This is a genomic window from Pseudomonas sp. LP_7_YM, assembly GCF_004364435.1.
Taxonomy (GTDB): Bacteria; Pseudomonadota; Gammaproteobacteria; order Pseudomonadales; family Pseudomonadaceae; genus Aquipseudomonas.
In genome coordinates this window covers 34,077-54,009 of sequence record NZ_SOCT01000018.1, presented here as the reverse complement: position 1 = coordinate 54,009, position 19,933 = coordinate 34,077, and the positions used below count along the sequence as shown (strand labels likewise).

General features: G+C 54.4%; 16 protein-coding genes and 4 tRNA genes. All 20 read left to right on the top strand.

The window, feature by feature from the left end; all coding sequences use genetic code 11:
* Nucleotides 1-182 precede the first annotated feature (182 nt).
* Nucleotides 183-1,148: a bifunctional biotin--[acetyl-CoA-carboxylase] ligase/biotin operon repressor BirA gene (gene birA, locus EC915_RS23615; RefSeq protein ID WP_133752898.1), complete on the top strand. Its 966-nt coding sequence runs from the start codon at nt 183-185 to the stop codon at nt 1,146-1,148.
* Nucleotides 1,149-1,207: 59 nt separating this feature from the next.
* Nucleotides 1,208-1,645: a hypothetical protein gene (locus EC915_RS23610; protein ID WP_133752897.1), complete on the top strand. Its 438-nt coding sequence runs from the start codon at nt 1,208-1,210 to the stop codon at nt 1,643-1,645.
* A 142-nt stretch (nt 1,646-1,787) separates the two neighbouring features.
* Nucleotides 1,788-1,872 (top strand) — tRNA-Tyr (locus tag EC915_RS23605).
* A gap of 27 nt (nt 1,873-1,899) precedes the next feature.
* Nucleotides 1,900-1,973, top strand: a tRNA-Gly gene (locus tag EC915_RS23600).
* Between the two features lie 27 nt (nt 1,974-2,000).
* A tRNA-Thr gene (locus EC915_RS23595) sits at nt 2,001-2,076 on the top strand.
* A gap of 185 nt (nt 2,077-2,261) precedes the next feature.
* A tRNA-Trp gene (locus tag EC915_RS23590) sits at nt 2,262-2,337 on the top strand.
* Between the two features lie 45 nt (nt 2,338-2,382).
* Complete coding sequence (gene secE / locus EC915_RS23585) at nt 2,383-2,751, top strand: preprotein translocase subunit SecE (protein WP_133752896.1); 369 nt, start codon at nt 2,383-2,385, stop codon at nt 2,749-2,751.
* A gap of 9 nt (nt 2,752-2,760) precedes the next feature.
* Nucleotides 2,761-3,294, top strand: coding sequence for a transcription termination/antitermination protein NusG (gene nusG, locus EC915_RS23580; protein ID WP_003317113.1), 534 nt, complete (start codon nt 2,761-2,763; stop codon nt 3,292-3,294).
* A 119-nt stretch (nt 3,295-3,413) separates the two neighbouring features.
* The gene (gene rplK, locus EC915_RS23575; RefSeq protein WP_007933726.1) at nt 3,414-3,845 is read left to right on the top strand and encodes a 50S ribosomal protein L11; all 432 of its coding nucleotides are present in this window, start codon (nt 3,414-3,416) and stop codon (nt 3,843-3,845) included.
* Nucleotides 3,845-4,540 (top strand): 50S ribosomal protein L1, encoded by a 696-nt coding sequence (gene rplA, locus EC915_RS23570; RefSeq protein WP_133752895.1) that lies wholly within the window; start codon nt 3,845-3,847, stop codon nt 4,538-4,540. The genes rplK and rplA overlap by 1 nt, the downstream gene beginning before the upstream one ends.
* Nucleotides 4,541-4,737: 197 nt before the next feature.
* Nucleotides 4,738-5,238 (top strand): 50S ribosomal protein L10, encoded by a 501-nt coding sequence (gene rplJ / locus EC915_RS23565; protein ID WP_133752894.1) that lies wholly within the window; start codon nt 4,738-4,740, stop codon nt 5,236-5,238.
* A gap of 78 nt (nt 5,239-5,316) precedes the next feature.
* On the top strand, nt 5,317-5,682 hold the full coding sequence (gene rplL / locus EC915_RS23560) for a 50S ribosomal protein L7/L12 (protein WP_133752893.1): 366 nt from the start codon (nt 5,317-5,319) through the stop codon (nt 5,680-5,682).
* A gap of 219 nt (nt 5,683-5,901) precedes the next feature.
* Complete coding sequence (gene rpoB / locus EC915_RS23555) at nt 5,902-9,975, top strand: DNA-directed RNA polymerase subunit beta (protein ID WP_133752892.1); 4,074 nt, start codon at nt 5,902-5,904, stop codon at nt 9,973-9,975.
* 63 nt (nt 9,976-10,038) lie between these two features.
* Nucleotides 10,039-14,238 (top strand): DNA-directed RNA polymerase subunit beta', encoded by a 4,200-nt coding sequence (gene rpoC, locus EC915_RS23550; protein ID WP_133752891.1) that lies wholly within the window; start codon nt 10,039-10,041, stop codon nt 14,236-14,238.
* Nucleotides 14,239-14,438: 200 nt separating this feature from the next.
* Nucleotides 14,439-14,810 (top strand): 30S ribosomal protein S12, encoded by a 372-nt coding sequence (gene rpsL / locus EC915_RS23545; RefSeq protein ID WP_003186084.1) that lies wholly within the window; start codon nt 14,439-14,441, stop codon nt 14,808-14,810.
* A gap of 114 nt (nt 14,811-14,924) precedes the next feature.
* Nucleotides 14,925-15,398: a 30S ribosomal protein S7 gene (rpsG, locus tag EC915_RS23540; RefSeq protein WP_133752890.1), complete on the top strand. Its 474-nt coding sequence runs from the start codon at nt 14,925-14,927 to the stop codon at nt 15,396-15,398.
* Nucleotides 15,399-15,428: 30 nt separating this feature from the next.
* Nucleotides 15,429-17,534 (top strand): elongation factor G, encoded by a 2,106-nt coding sequence (gene fusA, locus EC915_RS23535; protein ID WP_133752889.1) that lies wholly within the window; start codon nt 15,429-15,431, stop codon nt 17,532-17,534.
* Nucleotides 17,535-17,565: 31 nt separating this feature from the next.
* Nucleotides 17,566-18,759, top strand: a complete 1,194-nt coding sequence (gene tuf / locus EC915_RS23530) for an elongation factor Tu (protein WP_133752888.1) — start codon at nt 17,566-17,568, stop codon at nt 18,757-18,759.
* A gap of 139 nt (nt 18,760-18,898) precedes the next feature.
* Nucleotides 18,899-19,210, top strand: coding sequence for a 30S ribosomal protein S10 (gene rpsJ, locus EC915_RS23525; RefSeq protein ID WP_003186070.1), 312 nt, complete (start codon nt 18,899-18,901; stop codon nt 19,208-19,210).
* A gap of 81 nt (nt 19,211-19,291) precedes the next feature.
* Entirely contained in the window at nt 19,292-19,927 is a 636-nt protein-coding gene (rplC, locus tag EC915_RS23520; RefSeq protein WP_133752887.1) for a 50S ribosomal protein L3, read from the top strand.
* Nucleotides 19,928-19,933 lie beyond the last annotated feature (6 nt).

Here is a 19,933-nt window from a genome sequence, read left to right as displayed (position 1 = left end):
GGGGTTTCCCCATGTGAGAGTAGGTCATCGTCAAGATTGAATTTCAGAACCCCGTCTGCGCAAGCAGGTGGGGTTTTGTTTTTGCGCGCGGAAAAAGCCATTGAGGTACGTTTCAGGGAAGGGCTTCTATGCACCGGCGGGCCGCATGGCTATTATGCGTCCTCATTGAGGGCGTGTAACCGATGCGGACGTTGTTAAAGCTTCTAAGCGATGGAGAATTCCATTCAGGCGAGGATCTGGGTGTTGACTTGGGAATAAGTCGCAGTGCTGTCTGGAAAAAGCTACAGCAGATGGAGGCGGAAACGGGAGTTGAGATTCACAAGGTCCGTGGTCGCGGCTACCGCCTCCCTAGCCCGCTGCTCTTGCTGGACCAGCAATGGCTACAAAATGGTCAAAGCGATGTCGACTGGTCGATCCATGTCTACGATACGATCGACTCCACAAATGCTGAAGCTATGCGCTTGGTTGCCCTGGGCAGCTCAATGCCTCTTCTAATCCTCGCTGAGCAGCAAACAGCAGGTCGCGGTCGCCGAGGGCGCAAGTGGGTTAGCCCATTTGCAGAGAATCTCTACTACAGCGTTGCGTTACGCATCGACGGTGGGATGCGTCAATTGGAAGGACTAAGCCTCCTTGTGGGATTGGCTGTTCTAAGAACACTTCATGAGGCCGGTGTGAGCGGCGCAGGACTGAAGTGGCCCAACGATATTCTCGTTGGTCAGCGCAAGTTGGCTGGCGTGCTTCTTGAAATCACGGGGGACCCGGCGGATGTGTGCCATGTCGTGATAGGCATCGGGATCAATGTCAACATGCGGACGGCTGAAGAGGTCGATCAAGCGTGGACGTCCATGGCGTTGGAATCAGGCATAAATTTTGATCGCAATCGCCTTGCAGCGCGTTTGGGTATTCATTTGCACCATTACCTGGCCGCCCATCGCGAGAAAGGTTTTGGCGCTTTCCAGGCGGAATGGGAGGCCAATCATCTATGGCAAAACCGGCCAGTGATGTTGTTAACGGCCTCGAATGCCATCGAGGGGATCGTTGTGGGGATCGATGCTGTTGGCGCATTGCGTCTGAGAGTCGGCGAGCAGGTAAAGGTGTTTAGTGGTGGAGAGCTCAGTTTAAGGTTGCGGGAGCACTCTAGCTTATAGGGTGCTCTCCGTGGACGCCATGAAGGCCGTCGTGCTGGGGCTTGCAGGGGAGGTACATCATGCGCTGGATATTTTTGCTTTTGGCGATGTTGAATGCATTTTATTACGTATGGCACCAGCAAGAGATGCCTTTAACACCCAAAGAAGCATCGCCACTATCACTTTACAAGGGGGCGCAACAGGACATTCGCCTGTTGAACGAGGATGGAGTTGATCTATCCGAAGTCCGCTCAAGGCTAAATTCTACCCAGTGCCTCTACCTGGGAGGAGACATGCCTGAAAGTGAGGTCAGAGCAATACAGCAGCGCCTGACGAGTCTGGATATCCAAACCCGATTTAGTAAGCTCATGGGCGACTCCATAGCAGGCTATTGGTTAAAGATCGCCCCGGGCAGCAGTCGTCTTTTAGATGAGTTGTTGCTAAAGGCGCTTAAACAAGACTTCCCACTGTTGAAAAACGAAATAATCTCGTGCGCAGGCATTGCAACCGCCGAATAGTTTGCATAGAATGGCGCCCGCTTCGGAGTGCAAGACAGAGTTGGGACGCATGCGAAGCACGAGTCAACGGTTGTAACCTCAAGTTTTTATTGAGAAAAAGGTTGACAGAAGGGTGGCATAAGATAAAATGCTGCCTCGCTTAGGAGGGGTTCCCGAGCGGCCAAAGGGATCAGACTGTAAATCTGACGTCTACGACTTCGAAGGTTCGAATCCTTCCCCCTCCACCATATTTTGAGCGTAAGTAGCAAAGCTCTGCGGGTATAGTTTAGTGGTAGAACCTCAGCCTTCCAAGCTGATGATGCGGGTTCGATTCCCGCTACCCGCTCCAAGTTTTGCTGGTTGTGCAATGTGTTTGGCTCTTGTAGCTCAGTTGGTAGAGCACACCCTTGGTAAGGGTGAGGTCAGCGGTTCAAATCCGCTCAAGAGCTCCATTACTAAGGCAGATATGAAAGTATCTGCCTTTGTTTTAGGTGTCATGATTCTCCCGGTGTTTCGGCGTGAGGCCTGGGAAAGTTTGGCTCCTGCAGTGGTTCGGTAGGTCGCTGAGCGGTCTGGTCGAATAGCTGTTGAAATCTTTCTGTCAGGTCCGTATAATAGTCGGCCTGATTTTGCTTTTAGGTCAGTAGCTCAATTGGCAGAGCGACGGTCTCCAAAACCGTAGGTTGGGGGTTCGATTCCCTCCTGACCTGCCAGATTCGCTTAACGTGTCTGGCTTTCTTTTCACAGGATTTTAGTAGATGAATCCAAAGGCTGAAGCCCCAGACTCCCGTTTTGATCTCGTAAAGTGGCTTGTAGTAGTGCTTCTGATCGCTGTGGGTGTTGTCGGAAATCAATACTACTCGGCGCAGCCAATCCTGTATCGCGTGCTCGCTTTGCTCGTAATTGCAGCTGTCGCAGCTTATGTAGGGCTGCAGACTGGCAAGGGCAAGGCATTTTTCGTGTTGGCCAAAGATGCTCGCGCTGAGATTCGTAAAGTCGTATGGCCTACTCGTCAAGAAACCACGCAGACTACCCTCATTGTGGTAGCTGTGGTTCTTGTTATGGCGTTGCTGTTGTGGGGGCTCGATTCCCTGCTCGGTTGGCTTGTTTCCTTGATCGTCGGCTAAGGGTGTCCCGTGGCTAAGCGTTGGTACGTAGTGCATGCCTACTCGGGCTATGAGAAGCATGTGATGCGCTCTCTTGTCGAGCGTGTAAAGCTGGCAGGCATGGAAGATGGTTTCGGCGAAATTCTGGTTCCTACCGAAGAAGTGGTAGAAATGCGTAACGGCCAGAAGCGCAAAAGCGAGCGTAAATTCTTCCCTGGTTATGTGCTTGTTCAAATGGACATGAATGAGGGTACTTGGCACTTGGTCAAGGATACCCCTCGTGTTATGGGTTTCATCGGCGGGACGGCGGATAAGCCGGCTCCTATTACCGATAAAGAAGCTGAGGCTATCCTTCGTCGCGTTGCGGACGGTAGCGATAAGCCCAAGCCCAAAACCTTATTCGAACCAGGTGAAGTGGTTCGTGTTACCGATGGTCCTTTCGCGGATTTCAACGGTACGGTTGAAGAAGTTAACTACGAAAAGAGCCGGATCCAAGTGGCTGTGCTCATTTTCGGACGTTCCACTCCGGTGGAGCTAGAGTTCAGTCAGGTCGAAAAGGCATAACTGAACTGGAAATCCCATACCCCGCAGCCCTGGGCTGTGGGGTTTTTTCGTCACTGGGATAAACGCGCAAGTAACCGGGGAGCCTTTCGAGGCGTTTGAACCCGTAATTGGAGTGCCTCATGGCCAAGAAGATTACCGCTTACATCAAGCTTCAAGTGAAAGCTGCTCAAGCTAACCCTAGTCCACCGGTTGGCCCGGCTCTGGGTCAGCATGGCGTAAACATCATGGAATTCTGCAAGGCCTTCAACGCCCGTACTCAGGGTCTTGAACCAGGTTTGCCGACTCCGGTGATCATCACTGTTTACAGCGACCGTAGCTTCACTTTTGAAACCAAAAGTACTCCTGCTTCGGTTCTGCTGAAAAAAGCAGCTGGCTTGACCAGCGGCTCGGCTCGTCCGAACACCGTCAAAGTTGGCACTGTTACCCGTGCTCAGCTGGAAGAGATCGCGAAGACCAAAAATGCGGATCTGACTGCTGCTGACATGGAAGCAGCCGTGCGTACCATCGCCGGCTCTGCTCGTAGCATGGGCCTTAACGTGGAGGGTGTGTAATGGCTAAGCTGACCAAGCGCCAAAAGGCAATCGCTTCTAAAATTGAAGCAGGCAAGTCTTATAGCTTCAACGAAGCTGCAACCCTGCTGACAGAGTTGTCGACCGTAAAATTCAGTGAGTCCGTGGACGTCGCTGTAAACCTCGGTGTTGATCCGCGTAAATCCGACCAGGTCGTTCGTAGCGCAACTGTGTTGCCACACGGCACTGGCAAGACTGTACGCGTCGCTGTCTTCACCCAGGGGCCAGCTGCAGAAGCTGCACTGGCTGCTGGCGCTGATCGCGTTGGTATGGACGATCTGGCTGCCGAAATGAAAGGCGGCGATCTGAACTATGACGTCGTTATTGCTTCCCCTGATGCAATGCGTGTTGTAGGTCAACTGGGTCAGATCCTCGGTCCTCGTGGCCTGATGCCTAACCCGAAAGTAGGCACGGTAACTCCAGACGTAGCTGGCGCAGTTAAAAACGCCAAGGCCGGTCAGGTTCGTTATCGCACCGACAAAAACGGCATCATTCACACTTCCGTTGGCAAGGTTGGCTTCGATGCCGACAAGCTGCGTGAAAACGTTGAAGCCCTGATCGCTGATCTGAAACGCATCAAGCCAGCTTCTTCGAAAGGTATTTACGTCAAGCGCGTTACCCTGAGCACTACCATGGGCCCGGGCCTGGTCATTGACCAAGGTTCGCTGGACGCGTAAGACCGCCTGTGTGCGGGTAACCGTACCTTGCAAAAAATTGGGGTCCCTGCCTGGCGGGGGCTATCCAAGACCGTAGGCGGCGCAAGTCTTAAAAAACAAGCCTACGCAGATGGTGCTCCCGGTTCCTTACCGAATCAGACACCAAAACGACATCCGGCTCTGGCCAGATGAAACGGTAACAAGCAGGAGTTAAACCCGTGGCAATTAAACTCGAAGACAAGAAGGCCATCGTCGCTGAAGTCAACGAGGCTGCCAAAGTCGCTCTGTCCGCTGTCGTGGCTGATGCCCGCGGTGTGACGGTAGGCGCGATGACCGGACTCCGTAAAGAGGCTCGTGAAGCTGGTGTTTACGTACGTGTTGTACGTAACACCCTGCTCAAACGTGCTGTTGCTGACACTGAATACAGTGTTCTCAACGACGCGTTCACCGGCCCGACCTTGATCGCTTTCTCTAACGAGCACCCGGGCGCTGCTGCCCGTCTGTTCAAAGAGTTCGCTAAGGGTCAGGACAAGTTCGAGATCAAGGCAGCTGCGTTCGAGGGCAAGTTCCTCGCAGCTAATCAGATCGACGTACTGGCAACCTTGCCGACCCGTAACGAAGCAATTTCCCAGCTGATGAGCGTGATTCAAGGCGCTACCAGCAAATTGGCTCGTACACTGGCGGCAGTTCGCGAACAGAAAGAAGCTGTTGCAGCCTAAAGGCCGCACACTCTTTTCGCGTATTTTTGTTTATTTCGAAGGCCGCATAGGCCCTCACACAATTCAGGAATTAGAGTCATGTCTATCTCTCAAGACGATATCCTCAACGCCGTAGCTGAAATGTCCGTTCTGCAGGTTGTTGAGCTGATCAAAGCTTTCGAAGAAAAATTCGGTGTTAGCGCTGCTGCTGCGTCGGCAGGTCCAGCTGCTGCAGCTGCCGTTGTTGAAGAACAAACTGAATTCAACGTTATGCTGCTGGAAGCTGGCGAGAAGAAAGTTAACGTCATTAAGGCTGTTCGTGAACTGACTGGTCTTGGCCTGAAGGAAGCCAAGGCAGTCGTTGACGGCGCTCCAGCCCTGGTTCTGGAAGCAGTAGCAAAAGACGCTGCTGACAAAGCCAAAGCTACTCTGGAAGAAGCAGGCGCTAAAGTCGAGCTGAAGTAAGTATCGACCTTGCGTCTCCAGCCCAAGCGTTAAGTGAAGGCTGATGGCTGGTGGCTTCTGCCACCGGCCTTTTTCCGTTATTAGTAACCGATCCGGTCGGTGCCAATAACGTGCTTCAACCACCGCGAATGGTGGCGCAAACCATGGGGTTTGCAAGATTTTCTGGCCGCTCCCGTCGGGGGAGGCCAAACAAGCAGGTGACCAAGCTGGGGAACGCTGATGGCTTACTCATATACTGAGAAAAAACGTATCCGCAAGGACTTTAGCAAGTTGCCGGACGTCATGGATGTGCCTTACCTCCTGGCCATCCAGCTGGATTCGTATCGTGAATTCTTGCAAGCGGGAGCGACTAAAGATCAGTTCCGCGACGTGGGCCTGCATGCGGCCTTCAAATCCGTTTTCCCGATCATCAGCTACTCCGGCAATGCTGCGCTGGAGTACGTCGGTTATCGTCTGGGCGAACCGGCGTTTGATGTCAAGGAATGCGTGCTGCGCGGTGTGACGTACGCCGTACCTTTGCGGGTAAAAGTGCGCCTGATCATTTTCGACAAAGAATCGTCGAACAAAGCGATCAAGGACATCAAAGAGCAAGAAGTCTACATGGGTGAAATTCCCCTGATGACTGAGAACGGTACCTTCGTTATCAACGGTACCGAGCGCGTTATCGTTTCCCAGCTGCACCGTTCCCCGGGCGTGTTCTTCGACCACGACCGCGGTAAAACGCACAGCTCTGGCAAGCTGCTGTACTCCGCTCGCATCATTCCTTACCGTGGTTCGTGGCTGGACTTCGAGTTCGATCCAAAGGACTGTGTATTCGTCCGTATCGACCGTCGCCGCAAGCTTCCTGCATCGGTTCTGCTCCGTGCTCTTGGCTACACCACCGAAGAAGTGCTGGATGCGTTCTACACCACCAACGTCTTCCATGTGCAGGGCGAACTCCTGAGCCTGGAACTGGTGCCTCAGCGCCTGCGCGGTGAAATTGCCGTTCTGGATATCCTGGATGACAAAGGCAAGGTGATCGTCGAGCAAGGCCGTCGCATCACAGCTCGCCACATCAACCAGCTTGAAAAAGCAGGTATCAAGACGCTGGAAGTACCGCTGGATTACGTTCTGGGCCGTACGACCGCCAAAGCTATCGTGCACCCGGCAACCGGCGAGATCATTGCCGAATGCAATACCGAGCTGAACACTGAAATACTGGCAAAAATTGCCAAGGCTCAGGTTGTTCGTATCGAGACGTTGTACACAAACGATATCGACTGTGGTCCTTTCATCTCTGACACTTTGAAGATCGATTCGACCGGCAACCAGCTGGAAGCGCTGGTCGAAATCTATCGTATGATGCGTCCTGGCGAGCCGCCTACCAAGGATGCTGCCGAGACCCTGTTCAACAACCTGTTCTTCAGTCCTGAGCGCTACGATCTGTCCGCTGTTGGCCGCATGAAGTTCAACCGTCGTATCGGTCGGACCGAAATCGAAGGTTCGGGTGTTCTGTGCAAGGAAGATATCGTTGCTGTCTTGAAGACACTGGTCGATATCCGTAACGGCAAAGGCATCGTCGATGACATCGACCACCTGGGTAACCGTCGTGTGCGCTGCGTAGGCGAGATGGCCGAGAACCAGTTCCGGGTCGGTCTGGTACGTGTTGAGCGTGCGGTCAAAGAGCGTCTTTCTATGGCGGAAAGCGAAGGTCTGATGCCTCAGGACCTGATCAATGCCAAGCCGGTCGCTGCTGCGGTCAAAGAATTCTTCGGCTCCAGCCAGCTGTCGCAGTTCATGGACCAGAACAACCCGCTGTCCGAGATCACCCACAAGCGCCGTGTTTCCGCACTCGGCCCTGGTGGTCTGACCCGTGAGCGCGCGGGTTTTGAAGTTCGTGACGTACACCCGACGCACTACGGCCGTGTTTGCCCGATCGAAACGCCGGAAGGTCCGAACATCGGTCTGATCAACTCGCTGGCGGCCTACGCTCGCACCAACCAATACGGTTTCCTCGAGAGCCCGTATCGTGTGGTGAAAGACGCCTTGGTCACCGATGAGATCGTATTCCTGTCCGCCATCGAAGAGGCCGATCATGTGATCGCTCAGGCTTCGGCCACGATGAACGACAAGAAAATGCTGATCGACGAGCTGGTAGCTGTTCGTCACCTGAACGAATTCACCGTCAAGGCGCCCGCAGACGTCACCTTGATGGACGTATCGCCGAAACAGGTTGTATCGGTCGCTGCGTCGCTGATTCCGTTCCTCGAGCACGACGACGCCAACCGTGCGTTGATGGGTTCGAACATGCAGCGTCAGGCTGTACCTACCCTGCGTGCTGACAAGCCGCTGGTCGGTACCGGTATGGAGCGCAACGTTGCGCGCGACTCGGGCGTTTGTGTCGTTGCTCGCCGCGGCGGCGTGATCGACTCGGTTGACGCCAGTCGTATCGTTGTTCGTGTCGCCGATGACGAAGTTGAGACGGGCGAAGCCGGTGTCGACATCTACAACCTGACCAAGTACACACGCTCCAATCAGAACACCTGCATCAACCAGCGTCCGCTGGTAAGCAAAGGTGATCGCGTACAGCGTAGCGACATCATGGCTGACGGTCCGTCCACCGACATGGGGGAGCTGGCTCTTGGTCAGAATATGCGTATCGCATTCATGGCGTGGAACGGCTTCAACTTCGAAGACTCCATCTGCCTGTCCGAGCGTGTCGTTCAAGAAGACCGCTTTACCACGATTCACATTCAGGAACTGACCTGTGTGGCTCGTGATACCAAGCTGGGCCCAGAAGAAATCACTGCTGACATCCCGAACGTGGGTGAAGCAGCGCTGAACAAACTGGACGAAGCCGGTATTGTTTATGTGGGGGCTGAAGTAGGCGCTGGCGACATTCTGGTAGGTAAAGTCACTCCAAAAGGCGAGACACAACTTACCCCGGAAGAAAAACTGCTGCGTGCGATCTTCGGTGAGAAGGCCAGCGACGTTAAAGATACTTCCCTGCGTGTACCTACTGGCACCAAGGGTACTGTCATCGACGTTCAGGTCTTCACTCGTGACGGTGTTGAGCGTGATGCACGTGCACTGTCCATCGAGAAGAGCCAGTTGGACGAGATCCGCAAGGATCTGAACGAAGAGTTCCGCATCGTCGAAGGTGCGACCTTCGAGCGTCTGCGCTCTGCGCTTATCGGCCGTTCCGTAGAAGGCGGTGCCGGCCTGAAGAAAGGCCAGGAAATCACCGACGAAGTCCTTGACGGACTTGAGCATGGTCAGTGGTTCAAACTGCGCATGGTTGAAGACGCGCTGAACGAGCAACTCGAAAAAGCCCAGGCTTATATCGTGGATCGTCGCCGTCTGCTGGACGACAAGTTCGAAGACAAGAAGCGCAAGCTGCAGCAGGGCGATGACCTGGCTCCAGGTGTGCTGAAAATTGTTAAGGTCTATCTTGCCATTCGTCGTCGCATTCAGCCGGGCGACAAAATGGCCGGTCGCCACGGTAACAAAGGTGTGGTCTCCGTGATCATGCCGGTGGAAGACATGCCGCACGATGCCAATGGCACACCTGTGGATATCGTCCTCAACCCGTTGGGTGTACCTTCGCGTATGAACGTCGGTCAGATCCTCGAAACTCACCTGGGCCTCGCGGCTAAGGGTTTGGGCGAGAAGATCAACCGTATGCTCGAAGAGCAGCGTAAAGTCGTTGAGTTGCGCAAGTTCCTGAACGAAATCTACAACGAAATCGGCGGTCGCCAGGAAAGTCTGGACGATTTGACTGATCAGGAAGTTCTGGATCTGGCGAAGAACCTGCGTGGCGGCGTTCCAATGGCAACTCCGGTATTCGACGGTGCCAAGGAAAGCGAAATCAAGGCAATGCTGCGACTGGCGGACATGCCAGATAGTGGCCAGATGCAACTCTTCGACGGTCGTACGGGCAACAAATTTGAGCGTCCGGTAACTGTTGGCTACATGTACATGCTGAAGCTGAACCACTTGGTGGACGACAAGATGCATGCGCGTTCCACTGGATCTTACAGCTTGGTTACCCAGCAGCCTCTGGGTGGTAAGGCTCAGTTCGGTGGTCAGCGCTTCGGGGAGATGGAGGTCTGGGCGCTGGAAGCATACGGCGCGGCATACACTCTGCAAGAAATGCTCACAGTGAAGTCGGACGACGTGAACGGTCGTACCAAGATGTACAAAAACATCGTGGACGGCGATCACCGTATGGAGCCGGGCATGCCCGAGTCTTTCAACGTGTTGATCAAAGAAATCCGTTCGCTCGGTATCGATATCGATCTGGAAACCGAATAACACGTGACGCGAATCGAGGGTGGGTCGGTATGACTGCCCTCTGCTCCGCCAGGAGGAAAGGCCTTGAAAGACCTACTGAATTTGCTGAAAAACCAGGGTCAAGTCGAAGAGTTCGACGCCATCCGTATCGGATTGGCTTCGCCTGAAATGATCCGTTCGTGGTCGTTCGGTGAAGTTAAAAAGCCGGAAACCATCAACTACCGTACGTTCAAACCTGAGCGTGACGGCCTGTTCTGCGCCAAGATCTTTGGCCCGGTCAAGGATTACGAGTGCCTGTGCGGTAAATACAAGCGCTTGAAGCATCGTGGTGTTATCTGCGAGAAGTGCGGCGTTGAAGTTGCACTGGCCAAGGTCCGTCGTGAGCGTATGGCTCACATTGAACTGGCATCTCCGGTTGCCCACATCTGGTTCCTGAAATCGCTGCCGTCTCGTATCGGCCTGTTGATGGACATGACTCTGCGCGATATCGAGCGTGTGCTCTACTTTGAGAGCTACGTTGTTATCGATCCAGGCATGACCACTCTTGAGAAAGGCCAGCTCCTGAACGACGAGCAGTACTTCGAAGCGCTCGAAGAGTTCGGGGACGACTTCGATGCCCGCATGGGTGCCGAGGCTGTCCGCGAGCTGCTGCACGCTATTGATCTGGAGCACGAAATTGGCCGTCTGCGTGAAGAGATTCCGCAAACCAACTCCGAAACCAAGATCAAGAAGTTGTCCAAGCGTCTGAAGTTGATGGAAGCTTTTCAGGGCTCGGGTAACCTGCCTGAGTGGATGGTGTTGACCGTTCTGCCGGTTCTGCCGCCAGATCTGCGTCCACTGGTTCCTCTGGATGGTGGTCGTTTCGCGACTTCCGACCTCAACGATCTGTATCGTCGAGTGATCAACCGTAACAACCGTTTGAAGCGCCTGCTGGATCTGTCCGCTCCGGACATCATCGTGCGTAACGAAAAACGCATGCTGCAGGAAGCTGTAGATGCGCTGCTCGACAACGGACGTCGCGGTCGTGCAATCACCGGTTCGAACAAGCGTCCTCTGAAATCCCTGGCTGACATGATCAAGGGTAAGCAAGGTCGCTTCCGTCAGAACTTGCTCGGTAAGCGTGTTGACTACTCGGGTCGTTCGGTAATTACCGTAGGTCCGACCCTGCGCCTGCACCAGTGCGGCCTGCCGAAGAAAATGGCTCTCGAGCTGTTCAAGCCGTTCATCTTCGGCAAGCTGGAAATGCGCGGTCTTGCGACCACCATCAAAGCCGCCAAGAAGATGGTCGAGCGCGAGCTGCCAGAGGTCTGGGACGTGCTCGCTGAAGTGATTCGCGAACACCCAGTGTTGCTCAACCGTGCACCGACCCTTCACCGTCTGGGTATCCAGGCGTTTGAGCCGGTGTTGATCGAAGGCAAGGCAATCCAGCTGCACCCGCTGGTTTGTGCGGCCTACAACGCCGACTTCGACGGTGACCAGATGGCCGTTCACGTGCCGCTGACGCTGGAAGCTCAGCTCGAAGCGCGCGCACTGATGATGTCCACCAACAACATTCTGTCGCCAGCCAACGGTGAGCCCATCATCGTTCCGTCGCAGGACGTTGTTTTGGGTCTGTACTACATGACCCGTGAAGCCATCAACGCCAAAGGCGAAGGCCGTATCTTCGCGGATCTGCAAGAAGTCGACCGCGTGTTCCGCGCCGGCGAAGCTGCGCTGCACGCCAAGGTCAAAGTACGAATCGATGAAACCGTCAATGACCGTGATGGCGGAAGCGTAAGCGGCACTCGTATCGTCGACACCACTGTCGGCCGTGCGCTGCTGTATCAAGTGGTGCCAAAAGGTCTGTCGTACGATGTCGTCAACCAGCCGATGAAGAAAAAGGCGATCTCCAAGCTGATCAACCAGTGCTATCGCGTGGTTGGCCTGAAAGAGACCGTTATCTTCGCTGACCAGTTGATGTACACCGGTTTTGCCTACTCCACGATTTCGGGTGTTTCCATCGGTGTTAACGACTTCGTTATCCCGGATGAAAAAGCTCGCATCATCGATGCAGCGACCGAAGAAGTTAAAGAGATCGAGAGCCAGTATGCATCTGGCCTGGTAACCCAGGGCGAGAAGTACAACAAGGTAATCGACCTCTGGTCAAAGGCGAACGACGAAGTGTCCAAGGCCATGATGTCCAACCTTTCGAAAGAGAAGGTTGTAGACCGTCACGGCGATACCGTGGACCAAGAGTCATTCAACTCGATGTACATGATGGCCGACTCGGGTGCGCGGGGCTCCGCAGCCCAGATTCGTCAGCTGGCAGGTATGCGTGGTCTGATGGCCAAGCCGGACGGCTCAATCATTGAGACGCCGATCACCGCGAATTTCCGTGAAGGTCTAAGCGTACTGCAGTACTTCATCTCGACTCACGGTGCTCGTAAGGGTCTTGCGGATACTGCGTTGAAAACCGCTAACTCCGGTTACCTGACTCGTCGTCTGGTAGACGTCGCTCAAGATCTCGTGGTTACCGAGGTCGATTGCGGCACCGAGCAAGGCCTGTTGATGACGCCGCACATCGAAGGCGGCGACGTTGTCGAGCCGCTAGGCGAGCGTGTCTTGGGTCGTGTGATCGCGCGTGACGTGTTCAAGCCAGGTACCGAAGACGTTATCGTTCCTGCCGGCGCCCTGGTTGACGAGAAGTGGGTCGAGTTCATCGAGTTGAACAGCATCGACGAAGTGATCGTTCGTTCGCCAATCAGCTGTGAGACGCGCTACGGGATCTGCGCCAAGTGCTATGGTCGCGATCTGGCTCGTGGTCACCAGGTGAATATCGGTGAAGCTGTCGGGGTTATCGCGGCTCAGTCGATCGGTGAACCGGGTACACAGCTGACCATGCGTACGTTCCACATCGGTGGTGCGGCAAGTCGTACATCTGCAGCCGACAGCGTTCAGGTCAAGAACGGCGGCATCGTCCGTCTGCACAACCTGAAACACGTTGAGCGTCTTGACGGCAATCTGGTTGCGGTTTCGCGCTCCGGTGAGCTGGCAATTGCAGACGAATTCGGTCGTGAGCGTGAGCGTTATAAACTGCCATACGGTGCAGTGATTTCGGTGAAGGAAGGCGACAAGGTCGACGCTGGCTCTATCGTAGCCAAGTGGGATCCGCACACTCACCCAATCGTTACCGAAATGAAAGGTACCGTGACCTACGTGGGCATGGAAGAAGGTATTACGATCAAGCGTCAGACCGACGAACTCACAGGTCTGACCAACATCGAAGTACTGGACGCCAAAGACCGTCCTGCAGCAGGTAAAGATATTCGTCCTGCAGTCAAGATGGTTGGGGCCGATGGTAAGGATCTGCTGCTGCCGGGTACCGACGTACCTGCACAGTACTTCCTCCCGGCAAACGCCCTGGTTGGTGTGGCGGATGGTGTTCAAGTGGGCGTGGGTGATGTTATCGCCCGTATCCCGCAAGAAACGTCCAAGACCCGTGACATCACTGGTGGTCTGCCGCGCGTTGCCGACTTGTTCGAAGCGCGTCGTCCGAAAGAAGCGTCGATCCTGGCAGAAGTCAGCGGTACGATTGCTTTCGGTAAAGAGACCAAAGGCAAGCGTCGTCTGGTGATTACACCGAACGATGGTAGTGATCCGTATGAAGAGCTGATTCCGAAATGGCGTCACCTGAACGTCTTCGAGGGTGAGCAAGTCAACCGTGGCGAGGTTATCTCCGACGGTCCTAGTGATCCGCACGATATTCTGCGTTTGTTGGGTGTCAGCGCTCTGGCGAAATACATCGTCAACGAGATTCAAGACGTTTACCGTTTGCAGGGCGTTAAGATCAACGACAAGCACATCGAAACGATTCTTCGTCAGATGCTGCGTAAAGTTGAGATCAGTGAGTCTGGTGACTCAAGCTTCATCAAGGGCGACCAGATGGAGTTGACACATGTGCTGGTTGAAAACGAGCGTCTGGCGCAAGACGAGAAGTTCATTTCGAAATTCACTCGTGTGCTGCTCGGTATCACCAAGGCGTCGTTGTCCACCGAATCGTTCATCTCGGCGGCTTCCTTCCAGGAAACCACTCGTGTGCTGACCGAGGCGGCTGTCACCGGCAAGCGCGATTATTTGCGCGGCCTGAAAGAGAACGTGGTCGTGGGTCGTCTGATTCCCGCGGGTACAGGTCTGGCTTATCACAGCGAGCGCAAGCGTCGTCGTGAAGCAGACAAGCCGTTGCGTGTAAGTGCGAGCGAAGTCGAAGCCGCGCTGACCGAAGCGTTGAACTCAAGCAGTAATTGAGCGTAGGGCCCTGATACTCATCTTTTCCCATTCGCACGTTTTTCACAGCGAATGGGCGGAGATGAGGTCGGGGCTTTGCCTTGACTGGGGGCAAGATCCTCTTTAGACTCTTGTACCCCTAAATCTGGCGGGACTCATGTCCTGCCATTTTGCTTTTCTTGCAAGACAATAGCGTCGCAAGACAACAGTGGAGCTAGTAGATGGCAACTATCAACCAGCTGGTACGTCAGCCGCGTAAGCGTATCGTCGAGAAATCCGACGTGCCTGCGCTGCAGAACTGCCCGCAACGTCGTGGGGTGTGCACTCGCGTGTACACCACTACGCCGAAAAAACCTAACTCGGCATTGCGTAAAGTTTGCCGTGTGCGTCTGACCAACGGTTTCGAGGTTTCCTCGTACATCGGTGGTGAAGGCCACAACCTGCAGGAGCACAGCGTCGTTCTGATTCGCGGCGGCCGTGTTAAAGACTTGCCAGGTGTTCGTTACCACACCGTTCGCGGCTCTCTGGATACTTCGGGCGTTAAAGGCCGTAACCAGGGTCGTTCGAAATACGGTACCAAGCGTCCGAAGTAATTCGGTCGTTTTTTCGTCATTTATTAAATTTATTGAGTCGATAAGAGTAAGGTCGGGCACTGCATCTCTAATGCGCTGTCCCGAGCGAACCTGAAGACCGTTTGAGGGCTTATCATGCCAAGACGTCGCGTAGCAGCCAAACGTGAGATTCTTGACGATCCGAAGTACGGATCCCAGATTCTCGCCAAGTTCATGAACCACGTAATGGAAAGCGGTAAAAAAGCCGTTGCCGAGCGTATCGTTTACGGTGCTCTGGATACTGTCAAAGCCCGCAAGGCCGGTACTGATCCCCTGGAACTCTTCGAAAAAGCACTCGACGCCATCGCTCCGCTGGTCGAAGTGAAGTCGCGCCGCGTAGGTGGTGCTACTTACCAGGTTCCTGTTGAGGTTCGCCCATCCCGTCGCAATGCTTTGGCAATGCGCTGGTTGGTAGACTACGCCCGCAAGCGTGGCGAGAAATCCATGGCTCTGCGTTTGGCGGGCGAACTGATGGACGCCGCCGAAGGTAAAGGTGCTGCAGTTAAGAAGCGTGAAGATGTGCACCGTATGGCTGAAGCCAACAAAGCTTTCTCGCACTACCGCTTCTAATCACAGCGTCACTCATTTTGCGAGGGCTTTATGGCTCGTACTACACCGATCAACCGCTACCGTAACATCGGTATCGTTGCTCACGTGGATGCTGGTAAAACTACCACCACCGAGCGCGTCCTTTTTTACACCGGCAAAAGCCACAAAATGGGCGAGGTGCATGACGGCGCCGCGACCACGGACTGGATGGTTCAGGAGCAGGAGCGTGGTATTACCATTACTTCTGCTGCTATCACTGCCTTCTGGCAGGGTTCCGAGAAACAGCACAAAGACCAGTACCGCTTCAACGTCATTGACACCCCGGGCCACGTAGACTTCACCATTGAAGTTGAGCGTTCCCTGCGTGTTCTCGACGGCGCGGTCGTTGTGTTCTGCGGCACCTCGGGCGTTGAGCCGCAGTCGGAAACCGTATGGCGTCAGGCCAACAAATACGGCGTTCCGCGTCTTGTGTACGTAAACAAAATGGACCGTGCCGGTGCGGACTTTCTGCGCGTAATTGGTCAGATCAAGCAGCGCCTGGGTCACACTCCGGTGCCAATCCAGCTCGCTATCGGTGCCGAAGACAACTTCCAGGGTCAGATCGACCTGATGTCCATGGAAGCTGTGTACTGGAGCGACGCTGACAAGGGCATGGTCCCTCGTCGCGAGCCTATCCCTGCAGAACTGCAAGAACTGGCTGACGAGTGGCGTGGCAACATGGTCGAAGCTGCGGCCGAAGCCAGCGAAGAGCTGATGAACAAGTACCTTGAAGGTGAAGAACTCACCAACGAGGAAATCAAGGCCGCTCTGCGTCAGCGTACTATCGCTGGTGAGATCGTTCTGGCTGTTTGCGGTTCTTCCTTCAAGAACAAGGGCGTTCCCCTGGTTCTCGACGCCGTTATCGACTACCTGCCGGCACCGGTTGATATTCCTGCCATCAAGGGCACCGATCCTGATGACGAGACTAAAGACCTGGAGCGTCATGCAGACGACAATGAGCCGTTCTCGGCTTTGGCGTTCAAGATCGCTACCGACCCATTCGTGGGTACCTTGACTTTCGTCCGCGTTTATTCGGGCGTATTGGCGTCCGGCGACGGTGTCATCAACTCGGTCAAGGGTAAGAAAGAGCGCGTGGGTCGTATGGTGCAAATGCACGCTAACGCCCGTGAAGAGATCAAGGAAGTACGCGCTGGTGACATCGCGGCCTTGATTGGCATGAAGGACGTCACTACTGGCGAAACCTTGTGCAGCGCTGACAAGCCAATCATTCTGGTTCGTATGGACTTCCCGGAGCCGGTAATTTCGGTTGCCGTTGAGCCAAAAACCAAGGATGACCAGGAAAAAATGGGTATCGCACTGGGCAAGCTTGCTCAGGAAGATCCATCTTTCCGCGTGAAAACTGATGAAGAGACGGGTCAGACGATCATCTCTGGCATGGGCGAGTTGCACCTGGACATCCTGGTTGACCGGATGCGCCGTGAGTTCAACGTCGAAGCCAACATCGGTAAGCCTCAGGTTTCGTATCGTGAGCGCATCACGAAGAGCTGTGAAATCGAAGGCAAGTTCGTTCGTCAGTCCGGCGGTCGTGGCCAGTTTGGTCACTGCTGGATCCGTTTTGCGCCTGCTGACGAAGGTCAGGAAGGTCTGCAATTTGTGAACGAAGTAGTGGGTGGTGTGGTTCCTAAGGAATACATCCCGGCTATCCAGAAGGGTATCGAAGAGCAGATGAAGAACGGTGTTGTTGCCGGCTATCCGCTCATCGGCCTGAAGGCTACCGTGTTTGATGGTTCTTACCACGACGTCGACTCGAACGAGATGGCGTTTAAGGTGGCTGCCTCCATGGCGACCAAGCAACTGGCCCAGAAGGGCGGTGGTGAGTTGCTTGAGCCGATCATGGCGGTAGAGGTTGTTACGCCTGAAGACTATATGGGTGACGTGATGGGCGACCTTAACCGTCGTCGCGGCATGATCTTGGGTATGGAAGATACGGTTTCCGGCAAAGTAATTCGTGCCGAGGTTCCGTTGGGTGAAATGTTCGGTTATGCGACCGACGTTCGTTCCATGTCTCAGGGTCGCGCAAGCTACTCTATGGAATTCAAAAAATACAATACAGCTCCGTCGCACATCGTCGAAACTGTAACCAAAAAACAAGGCTGATTCAGCGCCTTTAGGCTAGGAGTTATTTGTCGTGGCTAAAGAAAAATTTGATCGTTCCCTTCCGCACGTCAACGTTGGCACCATCGGTCACGTTGACCATGGTAAAACTACGCTGACCGCTGCTCTGACTCGCGTCTGCTCCGAAGTTTTCGGTTCGGCTGTTGTTGACTTCGACAAGATCGACAGCGCACCGGAAGAAAAAGCTCGTGGTATCACCATCAACACCGCGCACGTTGAATACAACTCGAAGATCCGTCACTACGCTCACGTTGACTGCCCAGGTCACGCTGACTATGTGAAAAACATGATCACCGGTGCTGCCCAGATGGACGGCGCGATTCTGGTTTGTTCGGCTGCTGATGGTCCGATGCCACAAACCCGTGAGCACATCCTGCTGTCCCGTCAGGTAGGCGTTCCTTACATCGTGGTCTTCCTGAACAAGGCTGACCTGGTTGATGACGCTGAGCTGCTGGAACTGGTTGAGATGGAAGTTCGCGACCTGCTGAGCACTTACGATTTCCCGGGCGACGACACTCCGATCATCATCGGTTCTGCTCGTATGGCTCTGGAAGGCAAAGACGACAACGAAATGGGCACCACTGCCGTTCGTAAACTGGTTGAAACACTGGACAGCTACATCCCAGATCCAGTTCGTGTGACTGACAAGCCGTTCCTCATGCCAATCGAAGACGTATTCTCGATCTCCGGTCGCGGTACTGTTGTGACTGGTCGTGTTGAGCGCGGTATCGTCAAGGTACAAGATCCGCTGGAAATTGTTGGTCTGCGTGACACAACCGTCACCACCTGCACCGGCGTTGAAATGTTCCGTAAGCTGCTCGACGAAGGTCGTGCTGGCGAGAACTGCGGCGTTCTGCTGCGTGGCACCAAGCGTGACGACGTTGAGCGTGGCCAGGTTCTGGTCAAGCCGGGCACCGTCAAGCCGCACACTCAGTTCGAAGCTGAAATCTACGTGCTGAGCAAGGAAGAAGGCGGCCGTCATACTCCGTTCTTCAAAGGCTATCGTCCGCAGTTCTATTTCCGTACTACCGACGTAACTGGTAGCTGCGAACTGCCGGAAGGCGTTGAGATGGTTATGCCAGGTGACAACGTTAAAGTTTCCGTCACTCTGATCAAACCAATCGCAATGGAAGACGGTCTGCGTTTCGCTATCCGTGAGGGCGGTCGTACCGTCGGCGCTGGCGTCGTAGCCAAAATCATCGCGTAAGTGATGATTTAAGAAAAAGCCTCCGCTTGCGGGGGCTTTTTTTATTGGGTTGACACCCTGTCAGCCCGTCTATAGAATTGCGCCTCCTTTTAACGGGCGCATTGCGCTCGGTGGGAAGTAGCCTGGAGTCTGAAATCCAATGCAAAATCAGCAAATCCGTATCAGGTTGAAGGCTTTTGACCATCGCCTGATCGACCAATCCACCCAGGAAATCGTGGAAACCGCGAAACGTACTGGTGCTCAAGTGCGTGGTCCAATTCCATTGCCTACCCGTAAAGAGCGGTTCACCGTTCTGGTTTCTCCGCACGTCAACAAAGACGCGCGCGACCAGTACGAGATCCGCACTCATAAGCGCGTTCTGGACATCGTTCAGCCGACGGATAAAACCGTTGACGCACTTATGAAGCTTGATCTGGCGGCCGGTGTGGAAGTACAGATCAGCCTCGGCTAAGACTTGGGTCTTAGTCGTGTAACGCTCTGAAATGGGCGGCCATAGCGGGTGAAAGCCCCGTACACTCATGAGGTTTACAACATGACTATTGGTGTAGTCGGTCGTAAATGCGGTATGACCCGTATTTTCACCGAAGAAGGTGTCTCCATTCCGGTCACGGTCATTGAGATCGAGCCGAATCGCGTCACTCAGTTCAAAACCGAAGAAACCGATGGCTATCGTGCAGTGCAAGTCACTGTCGGTGAGCGTCGTGCTTCGCGTGTCACTGCTGCTCAAGCAGGTCACTTTGCTAAAGCGAATGTTGCCGCTGGTCGTACTGTTCTCGAATTTCGTCTTGAAGAAGGTGAGTACCAGGCTGGCGATCTGATCAATGCTGAAATCTTTGCCGCAGGTCAGATGGTTGATGTAACCGGTCAGTCCAAGGGTAAAGGCTTCCAGGGTACGATCAAGCGTCACAACTTCCGCGGGCAAGATAACACCCACGGTAACTCCGTATCCCACCGCGTCCCGGGCTCTATCGGCCAGTGCCAGACTCCTGGTCGTGTATTCAAGGGCAAAAAAATGTCCGGTCATATGGGCGCTGAGCGCGTGACCGTGCAGTCCCTGGAAGTAGTGCGCGTGGACGCTGAACGCAATCTGTTGTTGGTCAAGGGCGCTGTTCCAGGCGCTACTGGCGGCAATGTGGTTGTACGTCCAGCAGCCAAGGCTCGCGGTTAAGGGGAA